The 17,710-nt window shown below is 46.7% G+C and carries 19 protein-coding genes and 1 riboswitch; of the genes, 11 read left to right on the plus strand and 8 right to left on the minus strand.

Annotation, left to right across the window (positions count from 1 at the left end; translation table 11 throughout):
• The first annotated feature begins 299 nt into the window (after nucleotides 1-299).
• The 3 genes from NKT06_RS02265 to nfsA all read left to right on the plus strand — a co-directional run bounded on the left by NKT06_RS02265 (nucleotide 300) and on the right by nfsA (nucleotide 2,951).
• Nucleotides 300-1,460: a YhgE/Pip domain-containing protein gene (locus tag NKT06_RS02265; protein ID WP_253429414.1), complete on the plus strand. Its 1,161-nt coding sequence runs from the start codon at nucleotides 300-302 to the stop codon at nucleotides 1,458-1,460.
• Nucleotides 1,461-1,615: 155 nt separating this feature from the next.
• Complete coding sequence (locus tag NKT06_RS02270; protein ID WP_091018425.1) at nucleotides 1,616-2,215, plus strand: TetR family transcriptional regulator; 600 nt, start codon at nucleotides 1,616-1,618, stop codon at nucleotides 2,213-2,215.
• Nucleotides 2,208-2,951: an oxygen-insensitive NADPH nitroreductase gene (nfsA, locus tag NKT06_RS02275; protein WP_253429416.1), complete on the plus strand. Its 744-nt coding sequence runs from the start codon at nucleotides 2,208-2,210 to the stop codon at nucleotides 2,949-2,951. Before NKT06_RS02270 ends, nfsA begins: the two co-directional genes overlap by 8 nt.
• A gap of 134 nt (nucleotides 2,952-3,085) precedes the next feature.
• Here nfsA and NKT06_RS02280 read toward each other — a convergent pair whose 3' ends face one another.
• The 5 genes from NKT06_RS02280 to NKT06_RS02300 all read right to left on the minus strand — a co-directional run bounded on the left by NKT06_RS02280 (nucleotide 3,086) and on the right by NKT06_RS02300 (nucleotide 7,336).
• On the minus strand, nucleotides 3,086-3,916 hold the full coding sequence (locus tag NKT06_RS02280; protein ID WP_253429418.1) for a TatD family hydrolase: 831 nt from the start codon (nucleotides 3,914-3,916) through the stop codon (nucleotides 3,086-3,088).
• An 81-nt stretch (nucleotides 3,917-3,997) separates the two neighbouring features.
• Nucleotides 3,998-4,906, minus strand: a complete 909-nt coding sequence (locus NKT06_RS02285) for an ABC transporter ATP-binding protein (protein ID WP_253429420.1) — start codon at nucleotides 4,904-4,906, stop codon at nucleotides 3,998-4,000.
• A gap of 86 nt (nucleotides 4,907-4,992) precedes the next feature.
• Nucleotides 4,993-5,751: an ABC transporter permease gene (locus tag NKT06_RS02290; RefSeq protein ID WP_253429423.1), complete on the minus strand. Its 759-nt coding sequence runs from the start codon at nucleotides 5,749-5,751 to the stop codon at nucleotides 4,993-4,995.
• Nucleotides 5,751-6,041 (minus strand): thiamine-binding protein, encoded by a 291-nt coding sequence (locus tag NKT06_RS02295; protein ID WP_127551654.1) that lies wholly within the window; start codon nucleotides 6,039-6,041, stop codon nucleotides 5,751-5,753. Before NKT06_RS02295 ends, NKT06_RS02290 begins: the two co-directional genes overlap by 1 nt.
• A gap of 254 nt (nucleotides 6,042-6,295) precedes the next feature.
• Nucleotides 6,296-7,336 (minus strand): ABC transporter substrate-binding protein, encoded by a 1,041-nt coding sequence (locus NKT06_RS02300; RefSeq protein ID WP_253429425.1) that lies wholly within the window; start codon nucleotides 7,334-7,336, stop codon nucleotides 6,296-6,298.
• 208 nt (nucleotides 7,337-7,544) lie between these two features.
• A riboswitch (TPP riboswitch) is annotated at nucleotides 7,545-7,657 on the minus strand.
• A 178-nt stretch (nucleotides 7,658-7,835) separates the two neighbouring features.
• Here NKT06_RS02300 and NKT06_RS02305 point away from each other — a divergent pair.
• Together NKT06_RS02305 and NKT06_RS02310 are read left to right on the plus strand one after the other, a co-directional pair.
• Nucleotides 7,836-9,236 carry a phospholipase D-like domain-containing protein gene (locus tag NKT06_RS02305; protein WP_253429427.1) on the plus strand — a complete coding sequence of 467 codons (1,401 nt, stop codon included), beginning with the start codon at nucleotides 7,836-7,838 and terminating at the stop codon, nucleotides 9,234-9,236.
• Nucleotides 9,237-9,367: 131 nt separating this feature from the next.
• On the plus strand, nucleotides 9,368-9,877 hold the full coding sequence (locus NKT06_RS02310; protein ID WP_483311556.1) for a DUF2798 domain-containing protein: 510 nt from the start codon (nucleotides 9,368-9,370) through the stop codon (nucleotides 9,875-9,877).
• A gap of 353 nt (nucleotides 9,878-10,230) precedes the next feature.
• On the opposite strand, the gene NKT06_RS02315 is transcribed toward NKT06_RS02310, so the two are convergent.
• A complete protein-coding gene (locus NKT06_RS02315) occupies nucleotides 10,231-11,466 on the minus strand; it encodes an MFS transporter (RefSeq protein ID WP_253429431.1) in 1,236 nt (411 codons plus the stop codon).
• Nucleotides 11,467-11,853: 387 nt separating this feature from the next.
• Here NKT06_RS02315 and serS point away from each other — a divergent pair, with 387 nt between their 5' ends.
• Entirely contained in the window at nucleotides 11,854-13,152 is a 1,299-nt protein-coding gene (gene serS / locus NKT06_RS02320) for a serine--tRNA ligase (protein ID WP_253429433.1), read from the plus strand.
• A gap of 67 nt (nucleotides 13,153-13,219) precedes the next feature.
• Here the strand turns inward: serS and NKT06_RS02325 are convergent, their stop codons facing one another.
• Both NKT06_RS02325 and NKT06_RS02330 read right to left on the minus strand, forming a co-directional pair.
• On the minus strand, nucleotides 13,220-13,837 hold the full coding sequence (locus NKT06_RS02325; protein ID WP_253429435.1) for a hypothetical protein: 618 nt from the start codon (nucleotides 13,835-13,837) through the stop codon (nucleotides 13,220-13,222).
• 16 nt (nucleotides 13,838-13,853) lie between these two features.
• The gene (locus NKT06_RS02330; protein ID WP_253429437.1) at nucleotides 13,854-14,057 is read right to left on the minus strand and encodes a hypothetical protein; all 204 of its coding nucleotides are present in this window, start codon (nucleotides 14,055-14,057) and stop codon (nucleotides 13,854-13,856) included.
• 180 nt (nucleotides 14,058-14,237) lie between these two features.
• Between NKT06_RS02330 and NKT06_RS02335 the strand changes: the two genes are divergently transcribed.
• From NKT06_RS02335 to NKT06_RS02355, 5 genes are all read left to right on the plus strand, one after another.
• Complete coding sequence (locus NKT06_RS02335; protein ID WP_253429439.1) at nucleotides 14,238-15,344, plus strand: Ig-like domain-containing protein; 1,107 nt, start codon at nucleotides 14,238-14,240, stop codon at nucleotides 15,342-15,344.
• 385 nt (nucleotides 15,345-15,729) lie between these two features.
• Nucleotides 15,730-16,281, plus strand: a complete 552-nt coding sequence (locus NKT06_RS02340; RefSeq protein WP_253429441.1) for a GrpB family protein — start codon at nucleotides 15,730-15,732, stop codon at nucleotides 16,279-16,281.
• Between the two features lie 13 nt (nucleotides 16,282-16,294).
• Nucleotides 16,295-16,693, plus strand: coding sequence for a ribosomal maturation YjgA family protein (locus NKT06_RS02345; protein ID WP_253442346.1), 399 nt, complete (start codon nucleotides 16,295-16,297; stop codon nucleotides 16,691-16,693).
• 28 nt (nucleotides 16,694-16,721) lie between these two features.
• A complete protein-coding gene (locus NKT06_RS02350; RefSeq protein ID WP_253429443.1) occupies nucleotides 16,722-17,279 on the plus strand; it encodes a GNAT family N-acetyltransferase in 558 nt (185 codons plus the stop codon).
• A 51-nt stretch (nucleotides 17,280-17,330) separates the two neighbouring features.
• Nucleotides 17,331-17,660, plus strand: coding sequence for a DUF952 domain-containing protein (locus NKT06_RS02355; RefSeq protein ID WP_253429445.1), 330 nt, complete (start codon nucleotides 17,331-17,333; stop codon nucleotides 17,658-17,660).
• Nucleotides 17,661-17,710: the final 50 nt, after the last annotated feature.

The following is a 17,710-nucleotide window of genomic DNA, read 5'->3' on the forward strand; positions in this document are numbered from 1 at the left end:
ATACATGCGCGGTTCGCTAAAGGCGGGCCGTGTTTTTTGTTGAGAAAAACAGTTTGAATTGTCAGAGAGATGCGACCTGAATCGTTGATATGGATGTTCTTTTCTATGGAGAAAAGTTAGCATGATGCTCTTTTATGAAAATGGATTAAATGCATTCATGAATAAAGCTTATATTTTCTGAATATTTCAAAAATGAGTTGACAATATGGTCATATTCACATAAAATTTAAACGATCGTTTGATTCAAACAACTGTTTAAATCAAATTAGAACTATTTTGAGTAATGGAGGACACCTTTTATGTTGCAGGCTTTACGTACATTGTTTAAAAAACCGCCAGTGATTGTAGGGATCGTAACAGCACTTATGTTCCAAGTGATCTTTAGCGTGATCTGGATGACCGCATATTCTGGAGTAAATGACCGTGCCAAAGAATTGACGGTTGCGATTGTGAACGAGGATGGCGAAATGTCCAAAGGAATCGCGGATTCGCTCGCAGGAACACTGCCTTTCCATACCGTATCCAATCTGAGTGCAGCTGAAGCGTTGGATCAGCTGAATCATCACAAAGTACACATGGTGCTGGATATCCCGGCTGGATTTAACGAATTGCTTCAAACGGCTGGCTCAACTGCCGAGATTAAATACACCATTAATGAAGCGAACCCGGTTACGATCAAAAGCATGATGCAAGGTGTATCACAAAGTGTGACAAACACGATTAACAAACAAGCTACAGCACAAGGGGTACAAACGGTACTCACCGCTTCGGGTGCACCTGCTGATCAGGCTGCTGAAGCTGCTACGAACCTGGCTACCCGAGTGGAAGGAACAACAACGTCTATCAACCCGGTTAACGGGATGAATAATCAGATGGTGCCGATGATGATGGTACTGGCTTCCTATGTAGGTGCCATGATCATGGGGATGAACCTTCAGACAGCCATGGGTATGCTGTCATCTACCTATTCCCGCTTGACTTTGTTTGGCGCGAGAGTCGTCATTAACGTGGGTTCTGCATTGGTCGTTTCCTTGCTGGGATCATCGCTGATCGTGGCACTGGGAGGACAGATTGCACAAGGATTCGTTGCATTCTGGTTGTTCCAGGCACTCTTCCTATGTACGTTCATGTTCTTCTCCCAGTTCTTCCTGATCTGCTTTGGACCGGCAGGAAGTCTGTTCAACATCATCTCACTGTCCTTGCAGCTGGTATCCTCCGGTGCAATGGTACCGCGTGAATTGCTGAACAGCTTCTATAGCGGCATTGGGCAGTATCTGCCTGCAACATACGCCGTTCAGGGTATTCTGAGCGTGCAGTTGGGAGGCCCAGGAGTTCAGTCTGCTGCGGGCTCTATCGTGATTGTACTGTTGGTTGCCGTTGCGTTGTCATTGGTCGTGACGTTGTTGAAAAAACAACGTATGCCAGCTATGGCTCCAAGCCCTGCTCAAGCAAACAACTAATGCAGCAGATGCATACCATTGCATCATAGGATAGGACAAGCACCCCGATGATTTTCATCGGGGTGCTTGGTGTAATATAATAGACAGATGAATCGCTGGCTGCAGCCCTTGAGCTGGAGCGAATGAGATGAACGGACAAGAGGGAGCGGGACGGAATGACGGAACCGGAGTTGGATATCAAAACGAGGATATTGCTTGCAGCCAAGAAGCTTTTTGCACAGCAAGGGTATGACGGGACGAGTGTTCGTCAAATATGTGATGAGGCAGGTGCCAATGTGTCGCTGGTGTCTTATCATTTTGGCGGCAAAGAAAAGGTGTTCGAGGCATTATTTGAACATTTCTTCCCCGATCATATGATGAACTCGCTGGCTGAAGAGTCCATGTCCTCGCCTGTGGAAGGTATCCGACGAATTATTGGTGAAGTTGTGAAGTTCACGATGACAGATCGGGAGATGAGCGATATTGTGCAGCTTGAAATTACACTGCGTACACATCGCACAGCTACCGTATTTCGTTTTCTGGACCCCGTCTGGACACGTGTGAGGGAACTGCTGCAAGAAGGAAAAGACCAGGGATTGTTCCAAATCGAGTCTGTATCTTATGCAATGCTCCAGGTTATGGGTGTGGCTTTGGCGCACAAACGGGCCAAGAATTCACGATTTGGCTTTGATTATCAACATATGAATACAGACGAGCTCGCGGAGCAGACAATTGAGTTCGTACTTCGAGGATTGGGAGTGAACCGCCATGAATGAGACCATTGAGTTGATGATGAAACACCGTTCTGTACGAAAATTTAAGCCAGACCCGGTAAGTGATGAGCAGCTTGCAGCCATTGTATCGGCAGGGCAGATGGCTTCCTCTTCAAGTAGTGTACAAGCTTATACCGTGATTGCTGTGACTGAATCGCAGCAAAAAGCCAAGCTGGCTGAACTGGCAGGCAATCAGGCCTACGTCAATGAATGTCCCGTGTTTCTCGTGTGGTGTGCTGACCTTTATCGGCTGAGTGATGCTGCGAAACGTCATCTTCCTGAGAAGGAATCGTATGCCGATTCGACCGAGAATTTCATGGTAGCCACGATTGATGCTGCACTGGCTTCCCAGAATGCTGCTCTTGCCGCCGAGTCCCTTGGATTCGGAATCGTATATATTGGCGGGCTTCGTACCCGGATAGAAGAAGTCGCTGAGCTGTTGGGATTGCCGGAGGGGGTATATCCGGTGTACGGCATGTGTATTGGTGTTGCAGATCAGGAAACGGGAATTCGGCCACGTCTGCCGCTGGATGCAGTCCTGCATCATAATCGTTATAATGCCGAGCAGAGCATCAAAGGTGTTGAGCAGTATGATGAGACTACAACCGCGTACATGAAAGAACGGACCAATGGAGAACGAACGACCCCATGGTCCGAACTGATGGCGAAGCGTCTGACTGAGCCGGCACGTTTGCAGGTGAGACCGTTCCTGGAAGGCAAGGGATTTTTGAAGCGTTAAGTTGAACGGAAGGTAAAAATTTAGTTCAACTGATTTATATAGTAGACTAGAAGTCAGTCGGTGGCGAAGCCGACTGGCTTCTTTGTGCTGTGCTGGCAGGGCAAGTGAGTGTGCTTGCTGCTACCAGACTGTAATCAAGTTAGGCCGTAGAAACGCTTTGTATTCTGATAAAAGAGACGGGCGGCCCGTTCGGTTCCCATGCCGGTGATCTCACTCCATGCCTGAATGACTTGTCTGGTCATGGCAGGGTGTGTCATTCGTCCCTGGAACGGCCCTTCGAAGGGCCAAGGTCCGTCGGTCTCGGCCATCACTTGTTCTGATGGATATTGCCGGGCGAGTTCACGAATCTCTTCTTCATACCGAATATCCGGCGTGAAAGAGATGAAATAACCGTTGTCCGCCATGCGCCTTACGGTTTGGCGAGAACCTTTGAACCAGTGGAAATGAGCGCGTCGGAACTGATATTGCTCCAGCAGATCACAGACGATATCCGCATCATCGTATACCGCATGAAGGACAAGTGGTTTGTTATGCTTTTTGGCAAGTTGGATGAAACGTTCAAGCAGCTTGATATACCCGCTCTGATCGAAGCGCTGTCCTGCTTGCTCCGCTTCCAGACGGTTGTAATAGGGCAAACCAACTTCTCCTATGGCTGTGGCTTGTCCCATATGCTTCTCGATCCATTGGAAGAACAGGTCCATCTCTGCAGCGGATGGCAGTTCCTGTTCCGGATGAAAACCGAAGGCCGGATATATGGTGCGTGGATGTTGATTTGCAAGCTCCAGATTGGCCTGGGCAGAGGCCAGATTCATGGATACCGCAATGACTGCTTCGACCTGCTGAGACGGGAAAGAAAGCAGCATCTCGCGTTGTTCTTCAGGGGTATACTGATCGAAGTGAATATGAGCATCAATTAATGGTGCAAAAGCTTGAGAATGCACGAGGGAATTCCTCCTTGTGTTCATTTATATTCTAACTATGTTACGCAGGATTTCTTATGACGGATCACCCATAAAAGGAAAATAATAACTTAAAAACCCGCGCTATCAAGATAGGCGGGCTTTCTGCTGTTCTTCTCTCATCCACTGTGCAATCTGCCGTTTCCGTTCAAGGAATGCCGATTCCTCCGTAATTTCTTCCCGTCTGGGGCGATCAAAAGGAACATGTACCTCATGCAGCACCGTTGCAGGCCGGTTGGATAATACATAGACCCGATCCGCAAGCAGCAATGCTTCTTCAATATTGTGGGTGATGAACAGCACCGAACGGCGGTTCTGTTCCCAGATATCGAGCAGCCAGCGCTGCATATCACTACGTGTCAGTGCATCCAGCGCGCTGAAGGGTTCGTCCAGCAGCATCAGCTCCTGCGGACTGAGCAGGGCGCGCAGGAATGCAGCACGCTGCTGCATTCCGCCCGACAACATATGCGGGTATGCCTGTTCGAATCCCGCAAGACCCACGCTGCTTAACCACTTTCGAGCCTCCGCAAGAGCTTCGGCCCGGGGAGGAGCATCTATAGCAACTTCACCAGCAAGCAGTACATTGTCTTCAATGGTGCGCCACGGGAAAAGAGCAGGCTGTTGTGGCATATAACTGATCTTACCACGTTGGCCCGTCACATCATGACCGTTCATGAGTACTTGCCCTTCCTGAGGTTTCAGCAGACCACCGATGATATGGAACAGAGTGCTTTTCCCACAGCCAGAAGGTCCAACGATAGCAACAAACTCGCCTTGCTCCACAGTCAGGGATAGGCCGTTCAGAACCGGTAGCTTGCTGCGCCGTTCACGGAATGATGCATGAACATTAACAACGTTCAGTGCCGGCGGAACCGGAGCAGGAGTGGTATTTGTCGGTAGACCAGGATTAGCCGAGTGAAGTTTTTCACCGTGCTTTGGTTCCAATGCGCGTGCTCCCCGTTCAGGCTGGACGTGTTCGTCCTGTTGCTGATTCATATGCTCATCACTTCCTAATATACAGATTACATCATATATTTCTTATCTTCCCATCGTCTCTTGATATGAACAGCTCGACCTTGTCGCTACCGCTTCTGTGGCCGCCAGCGCACGAGAAACTTCTCCAGTAGTGCAATGAGAAGGAAGAGCAGTAAGCTGAGCGCGACAATAATCATGATCGCCACGAATAAGCGATCTGTTCGATAAGCTGACTTTTGCAGCATCATATAATAACCAATACCCTTGTCTGCACCAATCCATTCGGCGATGATAGCACCCATCACGCTATAGGTAGCGGCGATTTTGATACCAGAGAACACTGATGGCAGGGCATGGGGTAATTCCAGCTTCCAGAAGATATGGTGACGTTTCGCACCAGCCATGCGCATATAGTTCATCATCGCCGCGTCAGTACGGGTCAAGCCGTCCATAGCCGCCACCGCCACGGGGAAAAAGCAGACTAGTATGATGGTAATCAGCTTGGGCAACAAGCCGAACCCGAACCAGATTAACAGGAGCGGCGCGAGCGCGATGGTCGGGATATTTTGACTAAGAATAAGTAAAGGATACAGGGCTGACTTGAGAAAAGGAACTAAATGCAGCACCATTGCAATCAGTAATCCAACCGCTGTGCCGGCCGCGAATCCGATCAGGGTTAACTGAATGGTTGCGGAGGCATGCATGCCAAGCCGATCAGCCTGGGATGCCGCTTCGCGGGCGATATCGGACGGTGCTGGCAGCATCCATTTCTCGATATGGAACAGGGAGACGGCTCCCTGCCATATCCCTATAAAGAGAATAACCGCCACAATGGGCGGCCATACATTTTTCCAATAGGCATGCATTAGCGATATTTCTCCGTCAGGGTATCCATGCTGAAGCCAGCAGGGCTATGGGCGATCTTGATCTGGGAGATGATGCTTGGGCTGCCAGCCTCGACGAGTACTTCGTGCATTTTGCGGACAACCTCTAGCAGTTCCTCCAGTTCCCCCTCCATCGTGGTGTCGAGCGCGTTCACCTGATATTTCAATCCAGATTGCTGAATAACTTCAATGGCGCGATCTACATAAGGATAAGAGTTCTCGCCATTTGGCGTTTTCGGAATAACCTGAATGCTAAGTAGTGTACTTGCCATGAGAGATCACGGCTCCTTTCGTGATAAATTGCATGAATTGAACCAGGTTTACACTTATCACTCCGATTGCAGTACCCTCTTCCGATCACTGTTATCCCCGGATTTCTTTAATGAATTCTAATGGAGGAAATCCGGGGATAGCATATGCTTCCGAAGGAGCTTTCTTTCAGAAAGCTTTTAGGTGAGCGCTTCGCTTCTTCAGATGGGTTCTGCACTCTTCGTTCTTGTGTAAAAAAGTTAAACTTAAGCAATTTTTATTGGGGTAAAAACGCGTTCGTATATGCTTTGCTCACGTCGACCTGTTCATCCAGCAGTTTTTTGCTAAACATCCAGTCGGTGTAGTTCTGCCACACTTCCTGTTTTTGTTCTCCCCAGCGCGGGGCGTCATCTGTGTACTTCGGACTCAGCCATTTCTGGCTTGCCAGTACCAGGTCCTTATCCAGATCTGGTACAGCCTTGATTAGAATGTTCGCGGCGTCTTCGGGATGATCAATCGCATACTGATATCCTTCCGAAGTAGCCTTCAGGAATGCTTTCACCAGCTCAGGATCGTTCTGAATCGTCTGCTCGTTGGTTACGAGAACAGGCGTGTAGTAATCCAGTGCATCTGAATAATCCTTCACATATAACATGTCGATCGGTTCTCCGCGCAGTTCAGCTTCAATCCCCGTCCAGGCGTAGAAAATCCATGCAAAATCAATATCCCGTTTCACTGCGGTGAAAAAGTCGGCATCACCCATGTTAATGTTTTTTACTTTGGATACATCCGCGCCTTCGCCTTCCATAATGGATTGCATCACCGCTTCTTCTACAGGGGAACCCCAGCCGCCATAGGTTTTGCCTTCAAAATCTTTTGGTGATTTAATATTCCGATCCGCGGGAGCAGCAAACCCGGATGTATTATGCTGAATAACCGCTGCGATGGAGACGAGTGGAACACCTTGTGTGCGGGCTTGAGTTACACTTTCCTGATAACTTACGCCGAACGGCACTTCATTGGATGCAACCATCGTATCTGCGCCACCGGCACCTGGTTGAACAATCTCCACGTTCAAGCCTTCGGCCTTATAAAAACCTTGATCTACAGCCGCATACAAGCCGGTATGATTCGTATTTGGTGTCCAGTCGAGCACGACTTTAATATCCTTCAAGGCAGCCGTGCCACCTTCGTTGCTGCTTTCCGTATTCGTGTTGCCGTTCTGTTCTGCTGGGGCAGCTTCTTTGCCGCCACATGCGGCCACAGTCACCAGTAGTACACATAAGAGCAACAGTCCCATTGTTTTACGCCATTTCATCTGTGATTCTCTCCTTCGGTATGTCCGGCCGGGTGGCACGGGGTACTCCTTGGCTTCATATCCAATCATCTTGCATAAATCGACAGATTTATACCAGTTGGATCTGGATGACTTATTTTTGTTTGGATAAATAAAACAAAAAAAAGCGTCCCGTAATCCGGGACGCGTGCAGGCGTTAGAGAGGTGGCGTCCAGCCAAAGGGCTGTGCCATTTCGATATACTCCGATTCCTACGCTGGCATGATCCAGATCAGGTCTAAGGGTTAGTATCTTGGTGGGATACACTCTCAGCCGGCCAATTCCGACTCCCCTGGGAAACTATGAAGTTACGGGCATTACTAGGTGTAATTATAGGCCAGAGGCCCATTCGTGTCCAGTCAGGAACTGGATGGGGAGACACCGGAGCAGCTTGATTAATTTAAACAACATAATTTAGATACAAAAGGAGATAGTACTGCTATACAAATAAATACTTTTACATAAAAATGGGGGAGTACTGAATGATCCTTAAAACCATAATCGCAATGATTCTGTGCTATAGTGCCTACGTTTTTTTCACAGCTTATCTTTTATTTTTGGTTCCGTCTCCATCAAGTATTGAAAATACAGATGTGCAAAAATCGTTAACAGAAGGAAGTACAACAGATCGCGTAATGCTTTTGGAGGATGGCTTTCAATCGGGACAGGTGAGAATCCAGACCATTCGAGAGGCAAAAACAAGCATCGACCTGGCGTATTACTCCATCCAAAAAGGAAAAACATCTCAACTCTTTTTTGCTGCTTTATTCGATGCGGCTGATCGGGGTGTTCAAGTTCGAATCATTTTAGACGGGATTTTTCACAGCATGCGTGGAGAATTGCGTGATATTCCGGATGCCATTGCAGCTCACCCCAATGTGGAATTGAGATATTATGAACCACTCCACCTATTTATGCCATGGACCTGGCATAATCGTCTGCATGACAAGATCCTTCTTGTCGACAACACATATGGCATCATTGGCGGCCAAAATATTGGTGATAAATACATGGCATTGCAACCCCCAAAAGACTATGTTTTCGATCGGGATGTCCTTGTTTACAATCCAAACGATAATACAAACAGCACGGTTGTTGAAATGAAACAATATATAGATCAGTTATGGAACCATCCATTCACCAAACCAGAAAAACATGCAAAACGTCAGCATCATGCAAAAGGGTTAAAAGAGCTGGCTCAGCTGGCAGAGTTATATAAAGAAGCACAAGCTCAGAGTGATCCTTTTGTTAAAGTGTTGCCAAAGGAATGGGTTCGAGGAGCGCTTCATTCCGACCACGTTGCTTTCATTCACAATCCAATCAAAAGGCTGTATAAAGACCCGATCATGTGGAGAACATTTGTTCATTTCGCCAATCAAGCAAACTCGAAAGTGTACCTTCAGACGCCATATGCCATTCCTACCAAGAAAATGGAGAAAGCAGTACATCTGTCGATGAATCCAAAAGCAGAATGGGTCATGCTGACCAATTCAATCCAGCAAACCCCTAACCCTTTGGCTTTCGCGGGATACTTAAGCTCTAAGGAACGGTTGCTTGATACCAGTCTGGCCATTTATGAATACGAAGGCCCTTATTCCATACACGGCAAATCATTTGTCATGGATGATTACCTCAGCATGGTTGGTTCGTATAATCTTGATCCCAGATCTGCCTTTCTAAATACCGAATCCGCTGTGGTCATTTCCGGTTCTGCATTCGCCAACCAACTAACAGAGGCTATGGATATCAAACGTGCACATAGTACACTCGCGGTTAAAGGTGAGCATCCAGCAGAATCTACGAATCAGAAAGGCTCTGTTTTCAAACGAATAGCAATCACAGCTTTATCCAAACTGTCTTTTCTCTGGAAATTTATGTTGTAGAAAAAATCGCATTCTCTTGAGATTGAATTTTTCTCCAGTTCATCTAAACTTGAAAACCAGATTTGTTCACGGAATGTTCACTTATGTGGAGGGGTTCATCATCTCTATAATTACGAAGGTAAACAGAGAGGATGAGAGAATTGCCAATAAGCAAGAAGGAACAGATTGTTTTCGGATTAATGATGTGTACAGGAATGGTCGCCATCATGATGACTTTCAATTTATGGCACAGTGGGTTACTTGGCAAGATGTCCGCGCTTGATATATTGCTTCAATTCATACTGTGTTTTGTCATTGCGTTCCTGGTGGAGTCCTTTATTGTTGGACCTTTAGCAAGAAAAATTGCATTTTCCTTACCTTTTGACAAGTCCAACAGTATCTTGGGCGTGCTCGCTATGTCATTTTTCATGGTGATTGGCATGGTTCTGATCATGTCTTTGTACGGAATGATTTCAGCATATCTCGCGGACCAATTAAATGGGGCATCCTTACTTCGTACGTACCTTCATACAATTGCTCATAACTTCAGTCTGGCACTTCCATATCAGTTGATCATTCTGGGGCCACTCGTCCGATATGTATTCGGTAAATTCATCAAGAGCAACGGGCCTGTCATGCCTGCTATTAACAAAAGTGTGTAATTCCGATGAGCCTAAAGTATTTCCTGGGCAATCTTGTGCAAATGAATAGAGCGTAACGAATCGAGAACATCTTATTCGGCCAGTTTTTAGGGGATGAAAAATGTAACGAATCTCAGCGGCGTTATTATGCTAAGAAACTGCAACGAGACCTCCATTTGAAGCTGATTATTTAGAATAAGATCTCTAGGATTCGTTAGATTTCAAATATGCGGAAATGGAGATGAGTAGCGTGTACTAGGTTCGTTAGAACAAAATAATGCTAAACAAAATGTCCACCGCCAAAGTCATGGAGGTGGACATCTCAATCTCTATCATAGGTATCTAGCTCTCAGGTAAGGATGGACCCATAGCTGTTAAGTCGCTGGATCGACCACATGTTTGTTCTGCCACTGGTACGTGATCACGCTAATGACAAGCAGGCCAACTGCAAAGATGGCAAGCATCCATGCGGATTGATTAACCGCCAGATGATCAAGACTCCATCCCGTGGTCAAAGGCAGAATGGCACCGCCAACCCCACCTGAGGCAATCAAAATGCTGGGTGTGGATTCTTCGGTTCCAGGCAACAGTTTACTGGCGAAGACGAGGGCAATCGAGAAAATGCCTGACATCGCAAGTCCAAGCAGTAAGATGATGAGAAATGCAGACCAGATTTGGTCTGTAAATGGAAACACCATTAACAAAAGAACAGATGCGAGACAACTGTACAGCACATAGACGCGGTATTGGAATTTCTCTGCGATATATCCCGCGAAGAGTCGTCCCACGGACATGGCAATCCAGAAACAGGTGACACTAAGCGCTGCTCCGGCTTCCTTCATGTTCATTTTCTCAATCAGAATCGCTGGCATGAAATTCGCAAGACTCATCTCTGTGCCAACATAGAGGAAGAAGAACAGGACGAATAATACCAGAAGAGTCCTGTTACGGCCACGATAGGTTGGATTGGGTGTACTTGCAGATGCGGGATGCATCTCACCCGATGTCCCAGCAGAGTGCGTATTTACGGAAGCATGATTTGAACTCTGTCGCTCCAGAAACTTATCGAGTTCACCGAATGATCCTTTCGCCCAGAAAACAAAGGTCAGCGCTGCACAGATCGCAACAACGAGAAAGGACAGGCGCCAGTAACCGGCAGCAATCAGACCGCTAGCTATGAGCGGCATGACCATCGCTCCGATCCCGAATAATACTTCCAATCGACTCATGGCAACGGCCGTATTGTCTTTGATTGCAGCGATGATAATGGTACCAATGACAGCCTCAACCATTCCGAATCCAAAGCCGGCAGCGGGTGCGATGACGAACATCCAGCCCCATGGTGGCAACAGCATGTAGGATAATTCCGCAATACAGAGCAATGCTGTAGCGATTAACAGGCCTCCCCGTTTACCGAAGCGTCTGTTCAGCCATGGAGATAACAATACACCACCCAGGAATCCAGCAAATTGAGCAAAGATCAATGTCCCGCCCTGGCTATAATCTTTGCCGTAATGTTCAAGTGCAACCGGCAGAATGGAACCGAGCACAACGTGGGCAAGTCCAATCAGGAAATAGGACAGACATCCGATCCAAAGTAATTTTTTCATAAAGAACTCCTTCTACTTATATACATAATTGACGATCACAATAAAGCGCAATCTCAAAGACAAAGTCTATCATAACAGGACGTGTTAAGTTGTGCCATGAATTCCTGATCGATACAAAAGGTTGCAATTTGGTCCGGCGTTCATATATACTGAGACACAACAATTACAGATCGGACCATGCCGTTGAAGAGAATCCAACTCGGAGGCGTTTTCGCCAGGGGAGCGATATTTCCCCAAGTTAACCGGAACCGCCCGTTATCGCGGACCAAGAGGCTGGAAGCAGGATATCCTGATTCAGCAAGTTGGGTGGCACCGCGAGCAGAGCGCTCCTCGTCCCAAGGGATGAGGGCGCTCTTTGTATTTTTACAGCCAAAGGAGACGGTGACCATGTTGGAAATGAAGTGGATTCGTGCACATGAAGAAGAGGTTCAGGCGGCAGCAGACGGGAAAAAAATTAATATCAGCATTCGCACATTGCTGGAGCGGGATGAGGAACGCAGAGCACTTTTACAGGAATCGGAAGAAGGGCGCAGATTGCGCAATACGTTATCTGCAGACATTGGCAGACTCATGCAAGCTGGGGATCGGGAACAGGCCGAGGGTTTGCGGGCTCAGGTGAAACAGATCAATGAACAGTTGGAACAGGTGGAAGCGAAGCTCGCCCCTGTGCAGGAGGAAGTAACCAAGCTGCAATGGCTGGTACCCAATATCGTATCCCCGGATACCCCGAAAGGCACGTCGGATGCGGATAATGTGGAGCTGCGACGTGTGGGAGAGGTGCCAACGTTTGAGTATAACACCAAAGATCACGTGGAACTTGGGGAATTGCATGATCTGATCGATATTCCCCGTGGCGTTAAGATTGGCGGTACGCGAAGCTATGTATTGAAAGGCGCTGGCCTTCTGCTGCATCGGGCTGTGCAGCAACTCGCACTGGATCTGCTGTTGAAGCATGAGTTTACACCAATGGAGGTTCCGTTGATGGTCCGGGAGGTTGCGCTGGTGAACACCGGATTTTTCCCAACGGGGCGAGATCAGGTCTACGAACTCGAAGGGGAGAACAAGTGGCTGGTGGGAACTTCTGAAGTGCCGCTGGTGTCGTATTATGCGGATGAGATTGTCGATGTCAAAGAGCCGGTGAAGCTGGCCGCGGTATCGACGTGTTTCCGCAGTGAGGTTGGCTCCGGCGGACGTGATGTACGCGGATTGTACCGTGTGCATCAGTTTGCCAAAGTCGAGCAGGTCATTCTCTGTGCCCCTGATGCGGAAGAATCGGAGCGCATGCTGCAAGAGATTACGGGACACGCGGAGGAATTGCTGCAATTACTTGAACTTCCGTATCGAGTTGTCGCCGTGTGTACCGGGGATATGTCGCAGAAAACGTACAAACAGTATGACATCGAGACCTGGATGCCAAGTCGTGGTGCATATGGAGAAACGCATTCGTCGTCGAATCTGCATGATTTTCAGGCTCGCCGTTCGAATATTCGTTGCCTGGATGCCGAAGGTAAGTTGGCCTATTGCCACACACTGAATAATACGGCGGTGGCATCGCCGCGTATCTTGATTCCTTTGCTTGAGAATCATCAGCAGGAGGATGGAAGCATTCGCATTCCGGTAGCCCTGCGGCCCTATATGGGCGGTACCGAAAGTTTGATTTTGCCAGAGCAGGATGAAGTGAAGTAGAGAGGATATATAATGTTTTAGGAAATGAAGAAGAATCAGAAAAGGAACCCCTTGACCGGGGTTCCTTCTAATTAAACATATGATCTGTTACCCACTGGTACTCTTGTTCAAGTCGAGCTGCCAATTTGGGATCCTCCTCGGCTGCAACTTTTCTCATGTATGTTAAATCAATCGTATCAAATTGACTGTAAATCAGGTAACGTGCCCACTCCAAGCTTCGGGCATCTGTCCAGTACTCGGAGGCTCTCAATCGATCCAAAATAAGGTCGTCTATTCCAATTACGTAACAGTAGCCTTCAGGTGTTAATAATTTGATAATCTTATCTTTTGAACCTTCCAGTGTATCAGAAGGAATTTCGATAGGGATGTCCATTTCGGAGACATAATAATGTCTTCCTTCGCGGACGAAACCCAGATGATCAAATAAACTTCGGGCCAAATCATCTCTAATCATGACCAGATCAACATCAGCTGTCTTGTAACTTCCAGAAGTGTATAGTTCAACAGCATGTCCTCCAACAATAATGGCTGGATCTGCATCTAATTCATCAAGAATAGGAGTAATAATACCCATTACATAAAACTCTTTTAAATCACTTTTGGTCACATCAGCTGCAAGTTCCTTCAATTTTCGTTTAGCCCATTTAATTCTTTCCTGCATTTCTGGTGTTTGAATACGTTCCATAGTTCACCTATATTCTTTAACGCAGCTTCCATTCACGCTCGTTAATGATTTCAATTTGTCCGGATTCAAGGGCTTTTTTGAAACGATTGCGGGCTGTTTTCATCAATAGAATCATTTCGTCTTCAGGACGAATCTTGGTGGATGTCGAAGTGACGATAGCTTTCATACGTTTACGATTATTTTTGGGTGAAACCATATCAAGCAAATTCTTTTCGATCATACATATCCCACCCCCATCTTTTAGGTTTATTAAAACAGTATTACGCGACCTTCCCATATTATACAATGAAAATCATGAATTGTTCCAAGACTCCCACTTACGTTATTCAACTTTATGCCAATCGTATCCGATATAATATAATAGAAGTAAAATATTGGATTATGGGAGATGGAGATAGAAATGAGTAGAATCAAACTGGCGCTTCGAGGCACACTTGCTCTAATTATGGCATTAACAATACTTGTCCCTTCGTTGGCCTTGGCGGCTACAGGTGACGTGACATCGATTGAAATAACCAATAACAGTCCGCAGAAGATGAGTGTCTCCGAAACAGGCACGCTACAGGTGATGGCAACGGTAGAAGGTTTTGATAACAAGCAGGATGTTACCGCAGGAGTGACTTGGTCCACCAGTAATGCAGCAGTTGCAACGATGGTGAAAGGCAAAGTCAAGGCTGTGGCCGCAGGCGAAGCAACCATTTTTGCAGAAGTAGACGGGGCTAAAGCCCAGTTAATTGTCCAAGTTCAGGAGAAGATCAAAAGCATCAAAGCTTCACCAAACTCCTACAATTTTGTTAAAGGCAGTGAAAACACCCTCCCGAAAGTAAGCATTACCCGTGCAAACGGTAAGGAAGAGGATGTGACGTCTGAGATTGTATGGTCGGTATCAAGTAGCTCGGCTGTGCTGGAAAACGGTAAAATCAAAGGCGTTACGCCAGGCAGAGTATTGCTTCAAGGCAAATACGGAACAACGATTGTGAAAGTGCCCGTTGCTGTGACGGACGAAATTACCAAAGTCGAGGTTACACCTGCATCAATGCAGCTGAACATCAAGAAGTCCAAAGCGTTGAAGGTGATCGGCACCTACGCAAATGGCAAAACGATCAACCTTTCGAAACAAGTGATATGGACATCTTCCAATACGAATGTAGCTATCGTAAAAAATGGAGCAGTCAAAACGCTGACAGAAGGAAAAGCCACCTTGACAGGAACTTATCAAAATCAGACAATAAAGGCAGAGGTTACCGTTGTGCCTTTGCTCAAAAAGCTGATTACAGGTCAGAAAAAACTGGTTTTATCCCCACAGGGAAGTACAACGCTGAGTGTGATGGCCCAGTATGATACGGGTAAAACCACTGTTGTGACCGACAGTGCGGTGTGGAGTAGCACAAAGCCGGGCGTAGCGACAGTCACGAATGGCAAGATTGTGGCTGTAGGCAAAGGTAAAACATCCATAACGGCCAAGTGGGGCAACAAAAAAGTGACCATCCCTGTTACGGTAAAATAAATCTTTATATAATGAAGCGATTGGCATAAATCCAAACATAAATTCAGTACATCATCACGTTAAATAGCATTATATGATCAAGGGTATCAGACAATTAGGGGCGTAGACATACGCTCCTTTTTGGATATATAGAAATAGGGATCTGGATCGCGTTCTGTTTTAACAAAAATATAACGGGAATGGGTGGGATGAATATGAAAGCTTCGATTATAAGCTCACACCCTAACTCTAGTGAGTTGGCTTACCTGAATTATCTTCTTCTATCCCTAAGTTCCATACTTACATTCCAAAGGAGTACTACGATTGAGTGCATGAAGCAACGCACCTATGAAAAATACAGAGAAGGTTATCATTTAAAATGTCATGGAGAAGAGGAGATACCTGAATGACAGATCCAATGCAACCGGAAAACTGGCCGGCCTGGGCGACAGAGTCGGTAGAGATTGCTCCGCCCAATCCGAATTGGGATGCGCAGGCTCAGGAAGAAATTCGGCAACTGAAACGTCTTTTGGAGCAATTTAATATCCATCAATTCGAACATATTGGAAGTACATCCATACCGGGGTTACCCGCCAAACCCATTATCGATCTGATGGCAGAGGTACAGTCATGGGATGACATGGATCTGATTGCCGATCAGTTGAATCCGTTGGGCTGGAACTACGTTCCGCCTGAACTGGATGGTCGGGATTATAGACGATTCTGGGTGAAGGTTAAGTATGGCAAGAGATCTGTACACCTTCATCTGATGCGTCCGGGAGAAGAACGTTGGAATCGTCAAATGCAGTTTCGGGATGTGCTCAGAAAACGCCCCGATCTGGTGGAAGCTTACGCCGTCCTTAAGATGAAGCTTGCTGAGGAGAATAAGGAAGACAGGGAATCGTACACCGCTGCCAAAACGCAATTTATTTTAAAAGTGCTTAATGAAGGCGTGTGATCGATTGAAAGGCATGCTCATCAAAGACAGACTGATCTATTTCTTCGCAGTCATGATTACAATGGCGGCAGGACTCGCCTCCAGACACTTTGGTGAACGATTGCCGGATTGGGTGCATGAACATTTCGGGGATGCATGTTGGGCGGGCATGATTTATTTCGGAGTACGCATGGTGTGGCCTCATCGCAGCTTGGTATGGGCGATGTGTTTGAGCTGTGTATTCAGCTGGATGATTGAGTTCTCACAGTTGATTCAGACGCCTTGGCTAATTGAGATACGCTCAACCGTATTAGGTGCTCTTATTCTGGGACATGGTTTTCTGGTAATCGATCTGCTTCGATATTCGGTCGGTATTCTGTGCATGGTGATGATAGATCGTTATTTCCTGAGAAATAAGATAGCTAAATCCTGAACTCAAGTAAATCATGGAGGTGTGCTGAATGAATGTAGAAAAACTTTTTGCCGAATCACCCGAATTCGAAACACAGCGGTTAAAGCTGAGGCGGCTTACGATGAATGATCTTGATGAATATTATGCGTTTGCCTCTGATCCGCTAGTGAGTCAGCAAAGCTTGTGGAACTGCCATGAGACGGTGGAGGATTCCATTCAATATATTCAGCGGGTACTGGATAATTATGAACGGAAAACGGTACATATCTGGGCTTTTATTTTGAAGGAAACAGGGACCTTGATCGGGAGGGGTGGCATTTTTCATCTCAACGATTCTATGCAGAGTGCTGAACTAGGGTACGCGATAGCCAGCAGTCAATGGGGTAAGGGCCTCGCAGCAGAAGCGATGCAACCCATCGTGGATTATTGCTTTCGGAAAATGGACTGCAATCGGTTGGAGGGGAAATGTAATGCAGGCAACATAGGCTCTGCACGTGTCATGGAGAAGCTGGGCATGTCGTACGAAGGTTTGCTACGCAAACAGTTGAAGATCAAAGGTGTATTTACGGATCAAAAATTGTACTCCCGTATCCGGGATGATCTATAATACTTCCAATGACACATAGGGTACATCGCAGAAATTGAAGGAGGCGGAACCATGATCTACAGTATTATTTCCCGTTCTTTGTGGGAGCAAGTGTCAAAGGGGAGTGAGTATGCACCAGATAGCCTGGAGACGGACGGATTCATTCATTGTTCCACCAAGGAACAGATTCCATGGGTAGCCGGGCAATATTATGCAGGCCGTACGGATCTGTTATTGCTCAGTATTGATGAGAAGGCGTTAAAGCCGGAACTGGTGTATGAAGATCTCTACGAATTGAATGAACTATTTCCACATATTTATGGAGAGCTGAATCTGGATGCGGTTCGTAAAGTCATTCCATTTGAATCGAATGCAGACGGTACATTCTCATTTCCTGAATAAATTAACATGTGACGTATATTTCTGAACGTGATCAGGGGACAACATACTTT

This window comes from Paenibacillus sp. 1781tsa1 (genome assembly GCF_024159265.1).
GTDB lineage: Bacteria > Bacillota > Bacilli > Paenibacillales > Paenibacillaceae > Paenibacillus.

Excerpts from the sequence above, each read along its gene's own strand:
- NKT06_RS02300 (WP_253429425.1), bottom strand. The coding sequence starts at position 7,336 with ATGAAATGGCGTAAAACAATGGGACTGTTGCTCTTATGTGTACTACTG.
- NKT06_RS02280 (WP_253429418.1), bottom strand. The coding sequence starts at position 3,916 with ATGAACACAAGGAGGAATTCCCTCGTGCATTCTCAAGCTTTTGCACCA.
- NKT06_RS02285 (WP_253429420.1), bottom strand. The coding sequence starts at position 4,906 with ATGAATCAGCAACAGGACGAACACGTCCAGCCTGAACGGGGAGCACGC.
- NKT06_RS02355 (WP_253429445.1), top strand. The coding sequence starts at position 17,331 with ATGATCTACAGTATTATTTCCCGTTCTTTGTGGGAGCAAGTGTCAAAG.
- nfsA (WP_253429416.1), top strand. The coding sequence starts at position 2,208 with ATGAATGAGACCATTGAGTTGATGATGAAACACCGTTCTGTACGAAAA.
- NKT06_RS02340 (WP_253429441.1), top strand. The coding sequence starts at position 15,730 with ATGACAGATCCAATGCAACCGGAAAACTGGCCGGCCTGGGCGACAGAG.
- NKT06_RS02295 (WP_127551654.1), bottom strand. The coding sequence starts at position 6,041 with ATGGCAAGTACACTACTTAGCATTCAGGTTATTCCGAAAACGCCAAAT.
- NKT06_RS02270 (WP_091018425.1), top strand. The coding sequence starts at position 1,616 with ATGACGGAACCGGAGTTGGATATCAAAACGAGGATATTGCTTGCAGCC.
- NKT06_RS02350 (WP_253429443.1), top strand. The coding sequence starts at position 16,722 with ATGAATGTAGAAAAACTTTTTGCCGAATCACCCGAATTCGAAACACAG.
- NKT06_RS02305 (WP_253429427.1), top strand. The coding sequence starts at position 7,836 with ATGATCCTTAAAACCATAATCGCAATGATTCTGTGCTATAGTGCCTAC.
- NKT06_RS02330 (WP_253429437.1), bottom strand. The coding sequence starts at position 14,057 with ATGATCGAAAAGAATTTGCTTGATATGGTTTCACCCAAAAATAATCGT.
- NKT06_RS02325 (WP_253429435.1), bottom strand. The coding sequence starts at position 13,837 with ATGGAACGTATTCAAACACCAGAAATGCAGGAAAGAATTAAATGGGCT.
- NKT06_RS02315 (WP_253429431.1), bottom strand. The coding sequence starts at position 11,466 with ATGAAAAAATTACTTTGGATCGGATGTCTGTCCTATTTCCTGATTGGA.
- NKT06_RS02345 (WP_253442346.1), top strand. The coding sequence starts at position 16,295 with ATGCTCATCAAAGACAGACTGATCTATTTCTTCGCAGTCATGATTACA.
- NKT06_RS02335 (WP_253429439.1), top strand. The coding sequence starts at position 14,238 with ATGAGTAGAATCAAACTGGCGCTTCGAGGCACACTTGCTCTAATTATG.
- serS (WP_253429433.1), top strand. The coding sequence starts at position 11,854 with ATGTTGGAAATGAAGTGGATTCGTGCACATGAAGAAGAGGTTCAGGCG.
- NKT06_RS02290 (WP_253429423.1), bottom strand. The coding sequence starts at position 5,751 with ATGCATGCCTATTGGAAAAATGTATGGCCGCCCATTGTGGCGGTTATT.
- NKT06_RS02265 (WP_253429414.1), top strand. The coding sequence starts at position 300 with ATGTTGCAGGCTTTACGTACATTGTTTAAAAAACCGCCAGTGATTGTA.
- NKT06_RS02310 (WP_483311556.1), top strand. The coding sequence starts at position 9,368 with ATGAGAGAATTGCCAATAAGCAAGAAGGAACAGATTGTTTTCGGATTA.